This is a genomic window from Citrobacter meridianamericanus (assembly GCF_041320245.1).
Lineage (GTDB): Bacteria > Pseudomonadota > Gammaproteobacteria > Enterobacterales > Enterobacteriaceae > Citrobacter > Citrobacter meridianamericanus.
This window is the reverse complement of the sequence record NZ_CP101036.1, coordinates 1883823-1901640: the sequence shown is the minus strand read 5'-3', so window position 1 is coordinate 1901640 and position 17818 is coordinate 1883823. Positions and strand designations below refer to the sequence as shown.

General features: G+C 53.6%; 19 protein-coding genes and 1 tRNA gene. 7 read left to right on the top strand and 13 right to left on the bottom strand.

What is annotated here, in order from left to right; genetic code table 11:
- Nucleotides 1-1590, top strand: coding sequence for a microcin C ABC transporter ATP-binding protein YejF (gene yejF / locus NMD08_RS09030; protein WP_151219863.1), 1590 nt, complete (start codon nt 1-3; stop codon nt 1588-1590).
- A 3-nt stretch (nt 1591-1593) separates the two neighbouring features.
- Here the strand turns inward: yejF and NMD08_RS09025 are convergent, their stop codons facing one another.
- The 3 genes from NMD08_RS09025 to rsuA all read right to left on the bottom strand — a co-directional run bounded on the left by NMD08_RS09025 (nt 1594) and on the right by rsuA (nt 4185).
- Nucleotides 1594-1938, bottom strand: a complete 345-nt coding sequence (locus NMD08_RS09025) for a YejG family protein (protein WP_087051313.1) — start codon at nt 1936-1938, stop codon at nt 1594-1596.
- Nucleotides 1939-2271: 333 nt separating this feature from the next.
- Complete coding sequence (locus NMD08_RS09020) at nt 2272-3462, bottom strand: Bcr/CflA family multidrug efflux MFS transporter (protein ID WP_151219864.1); 1191 nt, start codon at nt 3460-3462, stop codon at nt 2272-2274.
- A gap of 15 nt (nt 3463-3477) precedes the next feature.
- A complete protein-coding gene (rsuA, locus tag NMD08_RS09015; RefSeq protein ID WP_151219865.1) occupies nt 3478-4185 on the bottom strand; it encodes a 16S rRNA pseudouridine(516) synthase RsuA in 708 nt (235 codons plus the stop codon).
- 150 nt (nt 4186-4335) lie between these two features.
- Here rsuA and NMD08_RS09010 point away from each other — a divergent pair, with 150 nt between their 5' ends.
- Both NMD08_RS09010 and rplY read left to right on the top strand, forming a co-directional pair.
- Nucleotides 4336-6096 (top strand): DEAD/DEAH box helicase, encoded by a 1761-nt coding sequence (locus NMD08_RS09010; protein ID WP_151219866.1) that lies wholly within the window; start codon nt 4336-4338, stop codon nt 6094-6096.
- Nucleotides 6097-6220: 124 nt separating this feature from the next.
- Nucleotides 6221-6505: a 50S ribosomal protein L25 gene (gene rplY / locus NMD08_RS09005; RefSeq protein ID WP_006683755.1), complete on the top strand. Its 285-nt coding sequence runs from the start codon at nt 6221-6223 to the stop codon at nt 6503-6505.
- 101 nt (nt 6506-6606) lie between these two features.
- Here the strand turns inward: rplY and yejK are convergent, their stop codons facing one another.
- Nucleotides 6607-7614 (bottom strand): nucleoid-associated protein YejK, encoded by a 1008-nt coding sequence (gene yejK, locus NMD08_RS09000; RefSeq protein ID WP_151219867.1) that lies wholly within the window; start codon nt 7612-7614, stop codon nt 6607-6609.
- Nucleotides 7615-7748: 134 nt separating this feature from the next.
- Between yejK and NMD08_RS08995 the strand changes: the two genes are divergently transcribed.
- The 4 genes from NMD08_RS08995 (at nt 7749) to narP (ending at nt 10764) form a co-directional block, all read left to right on the top strand.
- Nucleotides 7749-7976, top strand: coding sequence for a YejL family protein (locus tag NMD08_RS08995; RefSeq protein WP_003027506.1), 228 nt, complete (start codon nt 7749-7751; stop codon nt 7974-7976).
- A gap of 31 nt (nt 7977-8007) precedes the next feature.
- Nucleotides 8008-9768: an LPS biosynthesis-modulating metalloenzyme YejM gene (gene yejM, locus NMD08_RS08990; RefSeq protein ID WP_151219868.1), complete on the top strand. Its 1761-nt coding sequence runs from the start codon at nt 8008-8010 to the stop codon at nt 9766-9768.
- Nucleotides 9769-9842: 74 nt separating this feature from the next.
- Nucleotides 9843-9919 (top strand) — tRNA-Pro (locus tag NMD08_RS08985).
- Nucleotides 9920-10116: 197 nt separating this feature from the next.
- Complete coding sequence (narP, locus tag NMD08_RS08980; protein ID WP_016153764.1) at nt 10117-10764, top strand: nitrate/nitrite response regulator protein NarP; 648 nt, start codon at nt 10117-10119, stop codon at nt 10762-10764.
- 101 nt (nt 10765-10865) lie between these two features.
- Here narP and NMD08_RS08975 read toward each other — a convergent pair whose 3' ends face one another.
- The 9 genes from NMD08_RS08975 to napC all read right to left on the bottom strand — a co-directional run bounded on the left by NMD08_RS08975 (nt 10866) and on the right by napC (nt 17815).
- Nucleotides 10866-11915: a cytochrome c-type biogenesis protein CcmH gene (locus NMD08_RS08975; RefSeq protein WP_151219869.1), complete on the bottom strand. Its 1050-nt coding sequence runs from the start codon at nt 11913-11915 to the stop codon at nt 10866-10868.
- The gene (gene dsbE, locus NMD08_RS08970) at nt 11912-12469 is read right to left on the bottom strand and encodes a thiol:disulfide interchange protein DsbE (RefSeq protein ID WP_005129316.1); all 558 of its coding nucleotides are present in this window, start codon (nt 12467-12469) and stop codon (nt 11912-11914) included. The genes NMD08_RS08975 and dsbE overlap by 4 nt, the downstream gene beginning before the upstream one ends.
- Nucleotides 12466-14421, bottom strand: coding sequence for a heme lyase CcmF/NrfE family subunit (locus tag NMD08_RS08965; protein WP_187253428.1), 1956 nt, complete (start codon nt 14419-14421; stop codon nt 12466-12468). Before NMD08_RS08965 ends, dsbE begins: the two co-directional genes overlap by 4 nt.
- Nucleotides 14418-14897, bottom strand: a complete 480-nt coding sequence (ccmE, locus tag NMD08_RS08960; RefSeq protein ID WP_016153767.1) for a cytochrome c maturation protein CcmE — start codon at nt 14895-14897, stop codon at nt 14418-14420. Before ccmE ends, NMD08_RS08965 begins: the two co-directional genes overlap by 4 nt.
- The gene (gene ccmD, locus NMD08_RS08955) at nt 14894-15106 is read right to left on the bottom strand and encodes a heme exporter protein CcmD (protein WP_370619996.1); all 213 of its coding nucleotides are present in this window, start codon (nt 15104-15106) and stop codon (nt 14894-14896) included. The genes ccmE and ccmD overlap by 4 nt, the downstream gene beginning before the upstream one ends.
- Nucleotides 15103-15840, bottom strand: a complete 738-nt coding sequence (locus NMD08_RS08950) for a heme ABC transporter permease (RefSeq protein WP_151224740.1) — start codon at nt 15838-15840, stop codon at nt 15103-15105. Before NMD08_RS08950 ends, ccmD begins: the two co-directional genes overlap by 4 nt.
- 75 nt (nt 15841-15915) lie before the next feature.
- Entirely contained in the window at nt 15916-16575 is a 660-nt protein-coding gene (gene ccmB / locus NMD08_RS08945; protein ID WP_151219873.1) for a heme exporter protein CcmB, read from the bottom strand.
- Complete coding sequence (gene ccmA, locus NMD08_RS08940; RefSeq protein WP_151219874.1) at nt 16572-17192, bottom strand: cytochrome c biogenesis heme-transporting ATPase CcmA; 621 nt, start codon at nt 17190-17192, stop codon at nt 16572-16574. The genes ccmB and ccmA overlap by 4 nt, the downstream gene beginning before the upstream one ends.
- A gap of 20 nt (nt 17193-17212) precedes the next feature.
- Nucleotides 17213-17815 (bottom strand): cytochrome c-type protein NapC, encoded by a 603-nt coding sequence (gene napC, locus NMD08_RS08935; protein WP_003027548.1) that lies wholly within the window; start codon nt 17813-17815, stop codon nt 17213-17215.
- Nucleotides 17816-17818 lie beyond the last annotated feature (3 nt).

The window sequence follows — 17818 nt, the reverse complement described above, 5'->3', positions numbered from 1 at the left end:
ATGACACAACCTCTGTTAGCTATTGACAATTTATCGGTAGGTTTTCGCCAACAGAACACCGTGCGCACCGTGGTCAACAGTCTGTCACTGCGCGTTGATGCCGGGCAAACGCTGGCACTGGTGGGTGAATCCGGCTCAGGTAAAAGCGTGACCGCGCTGTCTATTTTACGGTTGTTACCCTCCCCTCCGGTAGTCTACCTTTCCGGCGATATCCGTTTTCATGGCGAATCATTACTTCACGCCGATGAGCAAGTGCTTCGCGGCGTGCGGGGGAATAAGATCGCCATGATTTTCCAGGAACCAATGGTGTCACTAAACCCACTTCACAACCTGGAAAAACAGCTTTATGAAGTGCTGTCGCTGCATCGAGGAATGCGTCGGGAGGCCGCGCGTGCAGAAATACTGACCTGTCTTGATCGTGTCGGTATTCGTCAGGCGGCCAAACGACTCGCAGACTACCCGCACCAGCTGTCCGGCGGTGAACGCCAGCGCGTGATGATCGCCATGGCGCTGCTAACGCGACCGGAGCTGCTGATTGCCGATGAACCCACCACCGCGCTGGACGTTTCCGTCCAGGCGCAGATCCTGCAGCTGCTGCGGGAATTGCAGCGTGAGCTGAACATGGGATTGCTGTTCATTACCCATAACCTCAGCATTGTGAAAAAACTGGCCGATACCGTAGCAGTCATGCAAAACGGCCAGTGTGTTGAGCAAAATCATGCCGCACAGTTGCTCAGTGCGCCAACGCATCCCTATACGCAGAAATTGTTAAACAGCGAACCTTCCGGCGACCCGATACCTTTACCAGCCGGGCAAGCCCCGCTGCTGGAAGTGGAAAAACTGTGCGTCGCATTCCCCATCCGCAAAGGTATCCTGAAGCGTGTGGTGGACCACAACGTCGTGGTTAACAATATCAGTTTTTCTCTGCGACCCGGTGAAACGCTGGGGCTTGTCGGTGAGTCAGGGTCGGGGAAAAGCACTACCGGACTCGCGCTCCTGAGGTTAATCACCTCACAGGGAAGCATTGTGTTCGATGGTCAGGCGCTGCATACCTTAAATCGTCGCCAGCTGTTGCCGATCCGTCACCGCATACAGGTGGTCTTTCAGGATCCCAACTCCTCGCTGAACCCGCGCCTGAGCGTGCTACAGATTATTGAGGAGGGGTTGCGCGTTCATCAGCCTACCCTTTCAGCCGAACAGCGCGAAGCGCAGGTGAAGGCGGTAATGAAGGAAGTGGGACTGGATAGTGAAACGCGACATCGTTACCCGGCGGAGTTCTCTGGCGGCCAGCGTCAACGTATAGCTATTGCCAGGGCATTGATTCTCAAGCCCTCCCTGATCGTTCTGGATGAACCAACATCGTCGCTCGACAGAACCGTACAAGCGCAAATCCTGACGTTGTTAAAGTCTTTACAGGAAAAGCATCGGCTGGCTTATATCTTTATCAGCCATGATCTGCACGTCGTACGCGCGTTATGCCATCAGGTTATTGTGTTACGTCAGGGAGAGGTCGTGGAACAAGGGCAATGCGAGCACGTATTTAACGCGCCACAGCAGGCGTATACGCGTCAGCTACTTGCGCTAAGCTGACGCTCAAAACGGATTGTTGTTTGAAAATGGTTCTGCGATGGCCACGCCGAAATTTTTCAGTCTGCAGGTCGCGGCAAATTCATCCTGACGATTCACAAACAGACACGGCTCCCCTTCGCATTCCAGCACGGAACAAGGTACCTCAATGTCGCTGAGGGCTTGACTAAGTTTGTGCATGACTGACCATGCGCTGTCACCATCAGGGCTAAGCAATTTGAGAGCCACCAGGCTGTTTTCATTGCTCTGACCGTTGTGCGGAATCGGTTCAACCTTTGAACCTGCGAAACCCACCGACCAACGATAGCACTGCGGCAGACGATGAACGATTGAGAGTTGTAATGTCATCACTTTCTTTCCCTGGAAGCACAATCACTTCACAATTATTTTACATCAATATTAACACATTATTGACAATACGTCTTTAGACAGTTGGTAAACGTTTACACCCAGTCTTTACGACGCTTTCCGAACCCACTATTTAAATTTATTCAACGGTTCAGGCATGTTTCCGCGCTATATGTACTCGTTTCTGCGATCTAACTCAACCTTTTTAACTACAATGATGTGACTTTTTACATAAATTGATTTTACATAAAATAAACATACGCGGGGAAAATGATAGATTTGCGGTTGATGTACATCAACTCTGGAGGCCTTATGGCCCCCAGGTTGTGTAATAGATCACCGTTTTTTGGCGCGACTGGCGTAGAGATAGAAGAGAATTGAGCTGGTTGCGCAAAATGCTATCGACCATATCATTGGCCAGGCCGAGTTAAAGGTAGCCAGAGATAACAGCGCCCCAACGATAGCGCCAATGCCAAAGCGGAACGTCCCTGCCAGCGATGACGCCGTTCCCGCCATATGTGGAAATTCATCGAGAATCACCGCCATGGCGTTGGATGACACCATCGACACGCAGCCAACAAACGCCGCAACGCCTACCACCAGCGCCCAGAAGCCAACCCCGAACAATGCACTAAAGACCATCCAGCCTGCCATCACGAACTGGATCCACAGGCCAATACGGAACATATTCAATGCACCAACCCGCCGAACAAAGCGGCTGTTGATGATGGTCATCACGAACAGGAACACAATGTTCAGCGCGAAGTAATAGCCGAAATGCTGCGGTGAAACGTGGTTGATCTCAATGTAGACGAAGGGGCCGGCGCTCAGGAACGAGAACATCCCGGCAAAGCTGAACCCACTGGCCAGCATATAACTCAGCACGCGTTTATGGCGAAACAGCGAAGCAAAGTTACCAATAGTGGTACGCAGGCGAAACGGCTGGCGACGCTCTACCGGCAAAGTCTCTTTGATCAGAGTAAGGATCATCACCGACGCCAGAATAGCGGCCACGGCGAGGATCCAAAAGATGTAGTGCCAGCTCAGCCATACCAGCACCCAGCCACCGATAATCGGCGCCATTAATGGCGCGATAGTCGTGACCAGCATGACGAATGACATCATGCGCGAAAACTCTTCTTTCGGATAGATATCACGCATCAGGGCGTTGATAACCACGCTCGCTGCTGCAGCAGCCAGGCCGTGGAAAAAACGCATCACGATCAGCTGATCGATGGTTTGCGCCAGTGCGCAGGCCACTGCCGCCGCCGCAAACACCAGCGTCCCGCCCAGAATCACTGGCTTGCGTCCAAGACTGTCTGCCATTGGACCATAGAACAGTTGACCCACTGCAAACCCCAGAATATAGGTACTGAGGGTCATCTGCGCGCTACCAGCTGGCACACCAAACTGTTCAGAGATAACAGGCAGTGCCGGAAGATACATATCAATCGACAACGGCATCAACATGGCTAGCAAGCCAAGGATAAAGACAATGGCAATTGACGAGTTCTGCCGGGTGGTCACATTTAGCTCCTGAAATTAACGCGGGGTTAAGTTAACGCTGGCAATTTCTTCTTCGGTCAAAGGACGATATTCACCCGGCGCCAGATCATCATCAAGTCTGATGTCACCAATCCGTTCACGGTGCAGTTCCACAACGTGGTTACCCACGGCTGCAAACATACGTTTAACCTGATGATAGCGCCCTTCGCTGATGGTCAAGCGCACCTGAGTTGGCGTAATGACTTCCAGCAAGGCTGGCTTGGTCAGGTCTTTCTCATTATGCAACTGTACACCATGGGCAAACTGTTCGGCGGTATCATCTGCCACTGGCGACTCCAGCGTCACCAGATAGGTTTTCTCGCAATGGTGACGCGGCGAAGTGATGCGATGCGACCACTGTCCGTCATCGGTCATCAGCACCAGTCCGGTGGTGTCGATATCAAGACGCCCTGCCGCATGCAGTTTGTAGGCCACCGGTTCATCAAGGAAATAGAGCACCGTCGGGTGATCCGGGTCATCCGTTGAGCATACATAACCCTGGGGCTTATTCAGCATAAAATAGCGTGGGCCATTTTGTTGAACCAGGGAATTACCGTCATATTCTACGTCGTGTTCTGGCAGCAGCTTAAAAGCGCTATTTCTGACGATTTCACCGTCGACGGTAACGCGGTTAGCACGGATCTCACGCCCGGCAATAGCGCGGCTGACGCCGAGTTGCTGAGCGATAAATTTATCAAGTCGCATGAGTGTGATTTTGCCTGTAAAAATACGAGAATCGGGTTTACGCCCGAAAAGTGGGACCGTTATCCGCCCAGTATAGCGGCGTTACACCATCCCTCAAGAGAAATGATTCATGGCATACTACTCCTTGTTATTGTTTATTTTAGTGAGCCCATGATTTTTACTCTTCGCCCGTACCAAAAAGAAGCTGTTGACGCCACGCTCAACCATTTTCGCCATCACCGCACGCCGGCGGTGATCGTCCTGCCAACCGGTGCGGGCAAAAGCCTGGTGATTGCCGAGTTGGCCCGCGTGGCGCGCGGTCGCGTACTGGTACTGGCGCACGTCAAAGAACTGGTCGCGCAAAACCACGCCAAATATTGCGCGCTGGGGCTGGAAGCCGATATTTTTGCCGCAGGTCTGAAGCGTAAAGAGAGCCACGGGAAAGTGGTATTTGGCAGCGTACAGTCGGTGGCACGTAATCTGGATGCCTTTCAGGGAGAATTCTCTCTGCTTATCGTCGATGAATGTCACCGTATTGGCGATGATGAAGAGAGTCAGTATCAGCAAATCCTCACTCACCTGACCAAAGTAAATCCCCACTTACGCCTGCTCGGGCTTACCGCCACACCTTTTCGTTTGGGCAAAGGCTGGATTTATCATTTTCATTATCACGGAATGGTGCGCGGCGATGAAAAAGCGCTGTTTCGCGACTGCATTTACGAATTACCACTGCGCTACATGATTAAACACGGTTATCTGACGCCACCAGAACGCCTTGACATGCCGGTCGTGCAATATGATTTCAGCCGCCTGCAGGCGCAGAGTAACGGCCTGTTTAGCGAAGCGGACCTGAATCAGGAACTGAAAAAACAGCAGCGAATAACGCCGCATATCATCAGCCAGATTGTCGAGTTTGCCCAGACGCGTAAAGGGGTGATGATTTTCGCCGCCACCGTTGAGCATGCCAAGGAAATTCTGGGTTTGCTACCTGCTGACGATGCCGCGCTAATCACCGGGGACACGCCTGGCGTTGAACGCGACGTGTTAATTGAAGAGTTCAAAGCCCAACACTTTCGCTATCTGGTGAATGTGTCGGTCCTGACCACCGGCTTCGATGCCCCGCACGTCGACCTTATCGCCATTCTGCGCCCGACCGAGTCAGTTAGCCTTTACCAACAAATTGTCGGCCGTGGGCTGCGCCTGGCGCCGGGTAAAACCGACTGTCTGATCCTCGATTACGCTGGCAACCCGCACGACCTGTACGCGCCGGAAGTCGGTGCGCCGAAAGGGAAAAGCGACAACGTTCCGGTACAGGTGTTCTGCCCTGCCTGCGGCTTTGCCAACACCTTCTGGGGCAAAACAACGGCCGACGGCACGCTGATTGAGCACTTTGGCCGCCGCTGTCAGGGATGGTTTGAAGATGATGACGGCCATCGAGAACAGTGCGATTTTCGTTTCCGTTTTAAAAACTGCCCACAGTGCAATGCGGAAAATGACATCGCCGCCCGCCGCTGCCGGGAGTGCGACACGGTGCTGGTTGACCCGGATGACATGTTGAAAGCCGCGCTCAGGCTTAAAGATGCGCTGGTTTTGCGCTGTAGCGGGATGGCGCTACAAAATGGGCAGGATGAAAAAGGCGAATGGCTGAAAATAACCTATTACGATGAAGATGGCGCCGACGTCAGCGAACGCTTTCGCCTGCACACTCCCGCGCAGCGAACGGCCTTCGAACAACTGTTTATTCGCCCGCATACCCGAACGCCCGGCATTCCCTTACGCTGGATAACCGCCGCCGATATCCTCGCCCAGCAGGCGCTGTTACGTCATCCTGATTTCGTGGTGGCGCGCATGAAAGGTCAGTACTGGCAGGTACGTGAAAAGGTCTTCGATTATGAAGGACGCTTTCGTCGGGCACATGAATTACGCGGTTAATCGTACTTTTGATTGATGTGCCAGGCGTTTGAGTATAGAATCTCGCCCGCTTTTGCATACGCAAAGCAGATCACTTACCTGTTGCTGGGTCGCCTGTAGCAGGAATTATTAAAGAGAGATTTAAATGTTTACTATCAACGCTGAAGTACGTAAAGAGCAGGGTAAGGGTGCGAGCCGCCGCCTGCGTGCCGCTAACAAGTTCCCGGCAATCATCTACGGTGGCGCAGAAGCCCCGATTGCTATCGAACTGGATCACGATGCAGTTATGAACATGCAAGCTAAAGCTGAATTCTACAGCGAAGTTCTGACCATCGTTGTTGACGGTAAAGAAGTTAAAGTTAAAGCTCAGGCTGTACAGCGTCATGCGTTCAAGCCGAAGCTGACTCACATCGACTTCGTTCGCGCGTAATCGCCTACAAGTTGAAAAAAAACCCCGCCTCGGCGGGGTTTTTTTATGGGGCTTATCGGTTGGCCGGATATGGCTTTACGCCGCCATCCGGCATTAACATTTTACTTCCCGCCCGACGTGCGGCGCTGCAGCTGGTCGCGCAGGTTCGGTGGCGTACCTTTGATGGTCAAGGTGTCCGTCGCCGGATCCCAGAAAATACGTTCACCCAGTAACATGGCGTCGAAGTTGATAGTTAACCCACCGCCGCTGCCAGCAAATTTGGTTAACTGACGCAGCGTACTGCGATCCGCAGGGAAGCTCTCTTCCAGCTCGTAACCTTTATCAGCGGTAAATTCGCTGAAGCTAACTTCACTGACACCGGAAAGTTCTTTAGACAGCGACTCCAGCTCGATCTCTTCACCGGCTTGTAACTGCTCGTTGCAGTAGCTGTACACCTGCTGACGCACGTTCTGGCGTTCAGCTTTATCGAGCTGCGCCTCATTGGTAAAGTCATCGACAGCCTGCAGCAAACCACGGTTTTGCGCTTTGGCGTTCAGACCTTCGCTGGCACCGAGGAAATCCATAAAGAAATCGGCGACTTTGCGCCCTACCCGCCCTTTCAGGAACGTCAGATAGCGCGTGGACTCCGGGTTAGTTTCCCACTCGGTTAAATCAATGCGCGCCACGATATCCGCATGATTGATATCCAGATAGTGCGTCGGATTGATATCCAGATTTTCATTGACGCGCATGCTGCTTAAATTGTTCAGCACGGCGACCAACAGATACTCTACCGCCAGATATCGGTAATGGCAGAACAGGACAATGCCGCCGTCGGCAAAAGGATATTTCGCCAGCTCGTCCCGCAAGCGTCCGGTCGCGGCACGACTGAAAGCCAGAAAATCCTCTTCGCCCTGACGCTGTAAACGCAGCGTTTGCGCCAGTTCACTCTCTTCGCTAAACAGGCCATAGGCTTTATTCTTGGCGCTATATACCCGATGCAGCTCAGCCATCATCTCGACAACGGTCGCTGTCGGTTCCAGTAATGAATCGCGCAAGACCAGCTCAAGATTCTGCTCGTCACGTTTGATAAGCTGGTGCAGGGCAATCTGGTTGATATCCAGACTCATGATAAACTCTCCTTTTAGACCGGGCGGTATTCAACCACCTGCCGGGCAGTGACGCAATAGAAGATAAAAAAGCAGAAAAAAAACTGTCTGTACGGTAATATGTTGCCCTTTCATGAACAGACTGATTTCGATTTATGCCACAAATTTCCCGCTATAGTGACGAACACGTTGAACAACTGCTGAATGAGATGCTCAACGTACTGGAAAAACATAAGGCGCCGACCGATCTTTCCCTGATGGTATTGGGAAATATGGTAACTAACCTTATCAATACAAGCATCGCACCGGCCCAGCGCCAGGCGATTGCCAACTCTTTTGCCCGCGCATTGCAGTCTTCGGTAAACGACGACCAAGCGCATTAAGAGCCTGCTCCGGGGAAACGAACAACAGTTTATGGTAACTCATCGTCAGCGCTACCGTGAGAAAGTCTCCCAGATGGTTAGCTGGGGGCACTGGTTTGCCTTGTTCAACATTCTGTTGGCCGTGGTACTCGGTAGCCGTTACCTGTTTGTCGCCGACTGGCCGACAACGCTTGCAGGTCGCATTTATTCCTATGTAAGCCTGGTCGGACATTTTAGTTTTCTGGTCTTTGCCGCCTATCTGTTGATTCTGTTTCCCCTGACGTTTATCGTCATGTCCCAGAGGCTGATGCGATTCTTGTCAGCGATTCTGGCGACGGCTGGCATGACGCTGTTGCTCATCGACAGCGAAGTTTTCACCCGCTTCCATCTGCACCTCAACCCGATCGTCTGGGAACTGGTCATCAACCCTGACCAGAATGAAGCTGCGCGTGACTGGCAACTGATGTTTATCAGTGTGCCAGTGATTCTGTTAATTGAAATGCTCTTTGCGACCTGGAGCTGGCAAAAGCTACGTAGCCTGACGCGTCGCCGCCATTTTGCCAAACCGTTAGCCGCATTTTTCTTCATTTGCTTTATCGCCTCGCACGTGGTGTATATCTGGGCGGATGCCAATTTCTATCGCCCGATTACCATGCAGCGCGCAAACTTGCCGCTCTCCTACCCGATGACGGCGCGTAAGTTCCTGGAAAAACATGGTCTGCTGGATGCGCAAGAGTACCAGCGTCGCCTGATCGAGCAGGGGAATCCGGAAGCAGTATCCGTACAATACCCGCTCAGCGAACTGCGCTATCGCGATATGGGCACCGGCCAGAACGTCCTGCTGATCACCGTCGACGGCCTGAACTATTCACGCTTTGAAAAGCAGATGCCTGCGCTGGCTGAATTCGCCGGGCAGAATATCTCCTTTACGCGTCACATGAGCACTGGCAACACCACGGATAACGGGATTTTTGGCCTGTTCTATGGTGTATCGCCAAGCTACATGGACGGCATTTTATCGACCCGAACGCCTGCGGCGTTGATATCCGCGCTGAACCAGCAGGGTTATCAGTTAGGGCTATTCTCCTCGGACGGCTTTACCAGCCCGCTATATCGCCAGGCGCTGCTGTCAGATTTCTCCATGCCAAGCGTGCAAACGCAATCTGACGAACAAACCGCAAGCCAGTGGATTAACTGGCTGGGACGCTACGCGCAGGAAGATAACCGCTGGTTCTCGTGGGTCTCCTTTAACGGGACGAACCTTGATGACAGCAACCAGAAGAATTTTGCCAAACGCTATGCCAGCGCCGCTCAGGATGTGGATGCCAACATCAACCGCGTTATTAGCGCCCTGCGCGACTCAGGTAAACTGGATAACACGGTGGTGATTATTACCGCTGGTCGGGGCGTACCGCTGACGCAGGAAGAGAACAACTTTGCCTGGTCACGCGGTCATCTGCAGGTTCCTCTGGTTATTCACTGGCCGGGAACGCCTGCCCAGCGCATCAATAGTCTGACCGATCATACAGACCTGATGACAACGCTAATGCAGCGCCTGTTGCACGTCAGTACACCTGCTAACGAATACTCACAGGGGCAGGATCTGTTCAATGCAACCCGCCGCCATTACTGGGTTACTGCCGCCGACGGCAGCACGATGGCCGTTACCACACCGGAGATGACGCTGGTGCTGAATAACAACGGTAATTATCAGACCTATAATTTACGCGGCGAGAAAATAAAAGATCAGAAACCGCAGCTAAGTCTGCTGTTACAGGTTCTGACGGATGAGAAGCGATTTATTGCTAACTGATTAATTATAAATCAGTTAGCGAGACATCCTCTTGCATTCGTAGCGGAAAGCAGTAGTATTAGCAGCCATAGCGTCGGCACGTAGCGCAGCCTGGTAGCGCACCGTCATGGGGTGTCGGGGGTCGGAGGTTCAAATCCTCTCGTGCCGACCAAAAATCCCCAAAAAAACCAACCCTCGGGTTGGTTTTTTTATGTCCATTATTCAGCATTCCCACCCTTTTCTGCACAGGTTTTACTACTTACCCATGCACAAATTGGGGTAAAATTTATCCTCTTATCAGCGCGATGAATCTGGACGATTGATGCGCTGAAAACAATAATGATACTAATAAAAACTCAGGAGAATAGTATGCCTGAAGCAACGCCTTTTCGGGTGCTGATTGTCGACGACCACCCACTGATGCGGCGGGGAATTAGTCAATTATTGCAACTTGATCCCGCCTTTAACGTAGTCGCGGAAGCGGGTGACGGTGCCAGTGCTATCGATCTGGCAAATCGCCTTGACCTTGATGTGATCCTGCTGGATCTCAATATGAAAGGGATGAGCGGGCTGGATACCCTGAATGCGCTGCGTCGGGACGGCGTCACCGCGCAAATTATTATTCTAACCGTTTCGGATGCCGCCAGCGATGTGTATGCCTTAATTGATGCCGGCGCGGATGGTTATTTGCTTAAAGACAGCGATCCTGAAGTTCTGCTGGAGGCCATTCGCAGCGGCGCCAAAGGCGGTAAAGCCTTTAGTACCCGCGTTAGCGAATATTTGCGTGAGCGCGACCTGTTTGGCGCCCAGGAAGATCCATTCAGCATTCTCACCGAACGCGAACTGGATGTGTTACATGAACTGGCTCAGGGGCTGTCGAACAAACAGATTGCATCAGTGCTGAATATTTCTGAACAGACGGTGAAGGTGCATATTCGCAATCTGCTGCGCAAACTCAACGTGCGTTCTCGTGTAGCTGCCACCATCCTGTTTTTACAAACGCGCGGCATGCAGTAATCAGATATTGCCCGATGGCGCTACGCTTATCGGGTCTACAAGTCACGTGCATTAGTAGGCCGGATAAGACGCTTTGCGTCGCCATCCGGCATCTTCCAATCTTACTTCTCCTGCGGCGTTAGCTGTTCCATCGCCTGCTTAATGCTGCGTTCTATCACCGCCCGACGAGTATCGTTGGCGGGTAATAATTTCAGCATCATCTCCCACGCCGCAACCGCCTCGCCAAAGCGCTGCTGTTCAAAAGCGTTAAACGCGTACATGCTGAGAACCCGCACGTTGGCATGTTCGCCGCGTACCAACTGGCGTAGCAGCTCCCCTCCCCGACGGTTATCGTCAGGATCGGAAGAACGGGTCAGCGCTTCCGCATAGCCCAGCGCAGCATCGCTGTTTTTCGGATCCAGTCGATAAGCATTGGCATAGGCTTCAGTGGCCGTACTGGCGTTACCAAGTACCATGCCAATGCGCCCAAGCATGATCCAACCTTCAACGTTGGCAGGATCGGCTTGTAAGCGAGTGCGCAGACCCAGCGCCAGACGTGTCATATCTTCTTCATTGAGCGGATCAGCTTTTGGATCCAACGCCCGCTCCAGCAGCGCCGGAGCCTGAGCGGTGGCCTGTTGCCAGACCTGAACCTGCTTATAGTTGCCGGTTTCGTAATAGCTCACTGCGCCAACCCCCAGCGCCACCACGATGCCAGGCACAAACAACCCGAATCCACCGCGCTTGCCATCCGGGATAACGTCGTCAGGAAACGCCTCCTGTTTCACCCGAACGCGTCGGCGGGTACGAGCGAAAATAATCCAGCCTCCCAGACCAATGGCTACCACCGGCATTACCCACAGCAGCACGGTAAGCGGCGTCAATGGCGGATCGTAAGTGACGAAGTTGCCGTAACGCGCCACCATGTAATCAACAATTTCTTTCTGGCTTTTTCCTTCCTGCATCAGTTCGTACACTTTCTGGCGCAGGTCAGTGGCAATCATTGAGTTAGAATCAGCAATGCTGTTGTTCTGACATTTAGGACAACGCAGTTGTTCGGTAAGCTGACGGAACTGCTGCTCCTGCGCTTCGTCCTTAAACTGCATCACGTCAATAGTCGCCAGAGCGGATCCCGAGATAACCAGCATTAGCAGGCCCAGTAAAACTCTCATTGCGCAGCCTCCTTACTGTACTTATCCCACAACGGTTTGATCTCGCTTTCCCATACCCTGGCGTTTAAGTCACCAGCATGGCGGTAGCGAATAATGCCTTTCCCGTCGATCAGAAACGTCTCCGGCGCGCCGTACACACCAAGATCCAGGCCAAGCATCCCATCGCCGTCAAACAGGCTCAGCGCATATGGATTGCCCAGCTCTTTCAGCCAGACAATAGCTTTCTGGCGATCGTCTTTATAGTTCAGACCCACCACCCGCACGCCCTGCGCAGACAGCTGATTCAGATACTGATGCTCTGCGCGACAGGTCGGACACCAGGTCGCCCAGACGTTCAGCAATACCGGTTTGCCCTGCGTCAGCACATCGGCCTGATAATGCTGGCCCGGATTTTCCAGCGATTCGAGGCGGAATGTTGGAACCGGTTTGCCAATCAGCGCCGATTCCAGATTCGTGGGGTCGTCCCCTTGCGCGTTGCGCGCTAACTGCCACAGCAGCGCCGCAGCAATAATGAGAAAAATAATAAACGGGATTAACAGTGCGTTGCGCTTCATACAGCCTCCGACGCATTTTTTTGCACCGCAGCGCGAGGACGCGTGCGCTGGCGATAGCGTGGATCAAACAGGCAGAACAACCCACCCAGCGCCATCAGCAATCCTCCGGCCCAAATCCAGCGAATAAACGGTTTATAATACAGACGTACAGCCCAGGCGCCGTTATCCAGTTCTTCGCCCAGCGCAGCGTAAAGGTCACGTGTGAATCCGCCGTCAATTGCCGCTTCAGTCATCATCGAACTGGTGCTGTTATAGAAGCGTTTTTCCGCATGCAGCGTGGCTTCCGGTTTACCATCACGAGTGACGCCAATAATGGCAACGCCCCCCCGGTAGTTTGGTCCGGTAATATCTCTCACTTCGCGGAACGTGAACTGATAGTTATGGATACTGACGCTATCACCCGCCTTCATACGCACATCACGTTCAACGCTGTAGTTCTGGCTAAAGGCAATACCGACAATGGTGATCGCCAACCCTACGTGACCCAACACCATGCCCCAATAGCTTGGTGTTAACTTCGTTCCGCGGGAAATACGCAGGAACGCTTCGGCCATCGCCAGTACAAAAATCCAGCACGCCATCGCCAGGCCCACGACGGTCATCGCCGCAATGCGATCCTCAAACAGCCACGGCAGCAGCAGCGACAGGACAAGCGTGGTGACAAACGCGACAAGCAATAGTGTTTTCAGCTTACGCGGTCGGTCACGCCCCCAGCGCACTAATGGTCCAATCCCCAGCAACAGCGCGAACGGCGCCATTAGCCAGGTGAACATTGTGTTGAAGAACGGCTCGCCAATCGAAATACTGCCCAACCCAAGCTGTTTGTGCACCAGCGGCAGCAATGTGCCCAGTAGCACCACCAGCATGGCGGCAATCAGCAGAACGTTATTCCCCAGCAGCAGCGATTCACGCGACCACAGTGCGTTATTAACCCGCGAGCGAACCTTGTGACCGCGCACGGCAAACAGCAGCAGGGAGCCACCAATCACCAGCACCATGAAGGCCAGAATGAACATACCGCGCGACGGATCGGAGGCGAAGGCATGCACCGACACCAACACGCCAGAGCGCACAAGGAAAGTTCCTAACAGGCAAAGCGAGAAGGCGCAGATTGACAGCAGCAGCGTCCATGCTTTAAAGCTGGCGCGCTGTTCTGTCACCGACAACGAGTGCATCAGCGCCGTTCCTACCAGCCATGGCATAAACGAGGCGTTTTCGACCGGATCCCAGAACCACCAGCCGCCCCAACCCAGCTCGTAATAGGCCCAGGCAGAACCGAGCACAATGCCCAGCGTCAAAAAGACCCACGCCGCCAGCGTCCACGGACGCGAAAAACGGGCGAAGGTGCTGTCCAGTCGTCCACTCATCAACGCGGCAATGGCAAAAGCAAATGCCACGGAGAAACCGACATATCCCATGTACAGCAACGGCGGGTGGAAAATAAGCCCCGGATCCTGCAACAGCGGGTTCAGATCGCGCCCTTCAATAGGAAAGTTAGGAAGCGTGCGGGCAAACGGGTTGGAGGTAAACAGGATAAACAACAGGAAGCCGACGCTGACCATCCCCATCACCGCCAACACGCGGGCGACGATATCCAGCGGCATGCGCTGGCTGAACGCCGCGACGGCGAACGTCCAGCCACTCATCAGCAGCACCCACAGCAGCAGCGAGCCCTCATGCGCGCCCCACGTCGCCGCCACCCGATACCAGACCGGAAGCTGGGTATTGGAGTTGCTTGCGACGTAGGTGACGGTAAAGTCATTAACCACGAAGGCGTTGACCAGAATCAGGAACGCCCCCATCACACAGATAAATAACACCCAGGCAAAGGGCCGCGCGGAAGCCATCATCCGTACATCGCCGCGCGCTACGCCCCAAAGCGGATAGACCGACAGCAGTAATGCAACGCCAAGCGCAAGGCATAACAGCGCGTTGCCAATTTCAGGCATCATGACGTTTTATCCTTATAGACACTTTCCGGACGACGATGGTTTTCCTGCATCGCTTTTTCGACTTCCGGCGGGGTGTAGTTTTCATCATGTTTGGCCAGAACCTCTTTGGCCTGCACATGATTTCCCCCGTCCAGCTCGCCCTGAACGACGACGCCCTGCCCTTCACGGAACAGGTCCGGCAGAATACCTTCATAGGTTACATCCACCACACCTTCGGCGTCATAGATGCTGAAATTCACTTTCAATGACTGCGGATCGCGCTTTACGCTGCCGGGCATAACCATACCGCCCACGCGCAGGCGCTGACCGACTTCAGGCATCTGCTGGGTTTCACGCTTACCGTAGAGTATCTCTCCCGGCGTATAGAACAGATCGATATTGGAACGCAGCGCATAGAGCACCAGCGAAATGGTCAAAGCCAGACCAGCAAGCACCGCACAGGCTATCCATAGCCGATTTTTACGTCGAATATTCACGCCGCCTCCCGTTGCACTTGCGCCGCACGCATACGCGCTTCTCTCGCCCGCTGCTGCACCACACCGCGTAAGATTGCGCGATGCTGTAATGCAGAATGCAGCACCAGCGCCACCAGAGGAATAAGGGTCATGGCGACAGCCAGCCAGACATACAAGGCGTAACCGCCCATCGCGAAAAAATCACTCCATGATGCAAATGCAGGGGTCATTGGCGGCCTCTTTTTAAGATCAGTTCGCTCACCCAGGGGCGGCGTTTTTCCATCATCAAAATCAGGTTACGCATGCGCATCAGCGCCAGCGTGACAAACAGTAACAGGTAGCCGACGATAGCCAGACGCAGCGGCGCGCGCATTGCCGGATCGATGCTCTGCTGCATGCGGGTTGACCCCTGATGCAGCGTATTCCACCACTCAACCGAGTAGTGAATTATCGGTAAGTTGACCACGCCAATCAGCACCAGAATGCCGGCAGCACGCCCCGCCAGGCGGCGGTCATCAAACGCATGCCACAGCGCAATGGCGCCAACGTAGAGAAACAGCAGTACCAGTTCAGAGGTGAGTCGGGCATCCCAAACCCACCAGGTTCCCCACATCGGTTTGCCCCATGCGGAACCCGTCACCAGCGCAATAAAGGTGAACACTGCACCAATGGGCGCCATCGCAGCCAACGCCAGATTGGCCATTTTCATCTGCCAGACCAGGCCGACAAACGCGGCAACGGCCATCGAGGCGTAAATGCCCATCGACCATATTGCCGCCGGAACGTGCAGATAAATAATGCGATAGCTCTGCCCCTGCTGATAATCTGCAGGCGCGAAACCAAAGCCCCAGATCAAGCCTGTAATCAGTACCACCGCGCTGGCAATCGCCAGCCACGGAATAAACCAGCCACAGATCTGATAGAGCCGAGGGGGCATCGCCAATTGATGAAGTGTTTTCCACATAGTTCAGTCACCAGACTCCATAATTAATATCCGTTTTGCCTGAGCGTCTTGCCCGGCCTGCACATCTAATCTGCGCTATTGCACGCTTATCCGTAACGCCGCAGCCGTGGCAAACGGGCTTAGCGTGGCGCTGCCTACCAGCAACGCGCCCAAAATCGCCATGTACCCTTCAACCGGTAAGTGCATGGAAGCCGCATCCATCGCGGCGGTCGCAAAAATCAGTAAGGGGATGGTGAGCGGGAGAACCAGCACGCTCAACAACACACCGCCGCGCTTTAAACCTACCGTCAACCCCACGCCCGGTGCGCCGAGAAAGCCCAGCGTTGGCGTCCCAAGTAATAAGGTCAACGCCATAATTTTCCAGCCGTACATATCCATGCCCAGCAGCAGAGCGACTAACGGCGAGAGGATGAGCAAAGGCAAACCGGTCACAACCCAGTGCGCCATCACCTTCGCCAGAACTACTGCCGGCAGTGGCAGCGGCAGCAACATCAGTTGCTCAAGGCTGCCATCCTGTAAGTCATCACGAAACAACCGTTCCAGCGCCAGCAACGACGCCAGCAGTGCCGCAACCCAGATGATGCCCGGTGCAATACGCGCCAGCAGTTGCGGCTCCGGACCGATGCTCAAAGGGAACAACGTGATAACAATCAGGAAGAACCATAAAGGATTGGCGATTTCCGCACTATGACGAAACGCAACTTGCAGTTCTAAACGGAAGATTCGCCACATCATTGCGTTGTCCTCTCGCTGGTCAGCGCAATACGTCGCACTTTATCGGTTTCGACATTGAGCGGTTGGTGGGTAGTGAGAATAACAATACCCCCCTGCTCCGTATGCTGCGCCATACGCTGAGTCAGTCGCTCAACGCCGTTCACATCAATGGCGGTAAAGGGCTCATCGAGGATCCACAACCGGGCGCGAGTCAGCCACAAACGGGCCAGCGCCACGCGCCGCTGTTGTCCGGCGGAGAGTTGGTTCACCGGAATATCTTCATATCCGGCAAGCCCCGCCTGCGCCAGCGCCGCCAGACACTGTGCGATGTCGCCGTCGTGGTGGAAGAAACGCAGGTTCTCCAACGCCGAAAGCCGGGTTTTTATCCCCGGCTGATGTCCGATCCACAACAATTGTTGGTGGTAGCTATCCCGCACATGATGCAGCGGTTGCTCTTGCCAGCAAACCTCCCCTGCATCGGGACGCGCCAGCCCGGTAAGCAACCGCAGAAGAGTGGTTTTCCCTGCGCCGTTGCTGCCGGTAATTTGTACCCATTCCCCTGCGTTGACGCGAAATGACAACTCACTGAAAAGTATTCTGTCATCCCGCTCGCAAAGTAATTCTCTGGCTTCAAGCATACCTGGTTATCTACATCCTGTTAAAAGCCCGGTTTGACTTCGCGCATATCAGGCAGTTTGTGCGCTATCCCTTTATGGCAGTCAATACAGGTTTGCCCGTCTTTCACGGCCTGGTCGTGCATTTTGGCCGCTACGCCTTTCTGGGCGGTTAAATCCATAAACTCGAAGTTGTGACAGTTTCGACACTCTTGCGAATTGTTATCTTTCATACGCCGCCACTCATTTTGCGCCATCGTTAAACGATGATCTTCAAATTTCTGCGGTGTATCTATTAACCCCAGTGCTTTCGCGTACAGCTCTTTACTGGCCTTGATCTTACGGATCATTTTTGGACCCCACTCGTGTGGGACATGGCAATCAGGGCAAGTCGCTCGCACACCACTACGGTTGTTGTAGTGTACGGTTTCCATGTATTCCTGGTACACCGTATTGCGCATTTCGTGACAGCTAATGCAGAACTCTTCTGTATTGGCCTTTTCCATACCGGTATTAAAGCCGCCCCAGAAAATAATGCCGCCCACAAAGCCGATTAACAACAGCGTGCCGAGCGCCAGACGGCTGGGGCGACGCCACCATTGCCAGACGCGCTTAATCCAGCCTGGTTTACGGTTAGAATTTTCCATAAT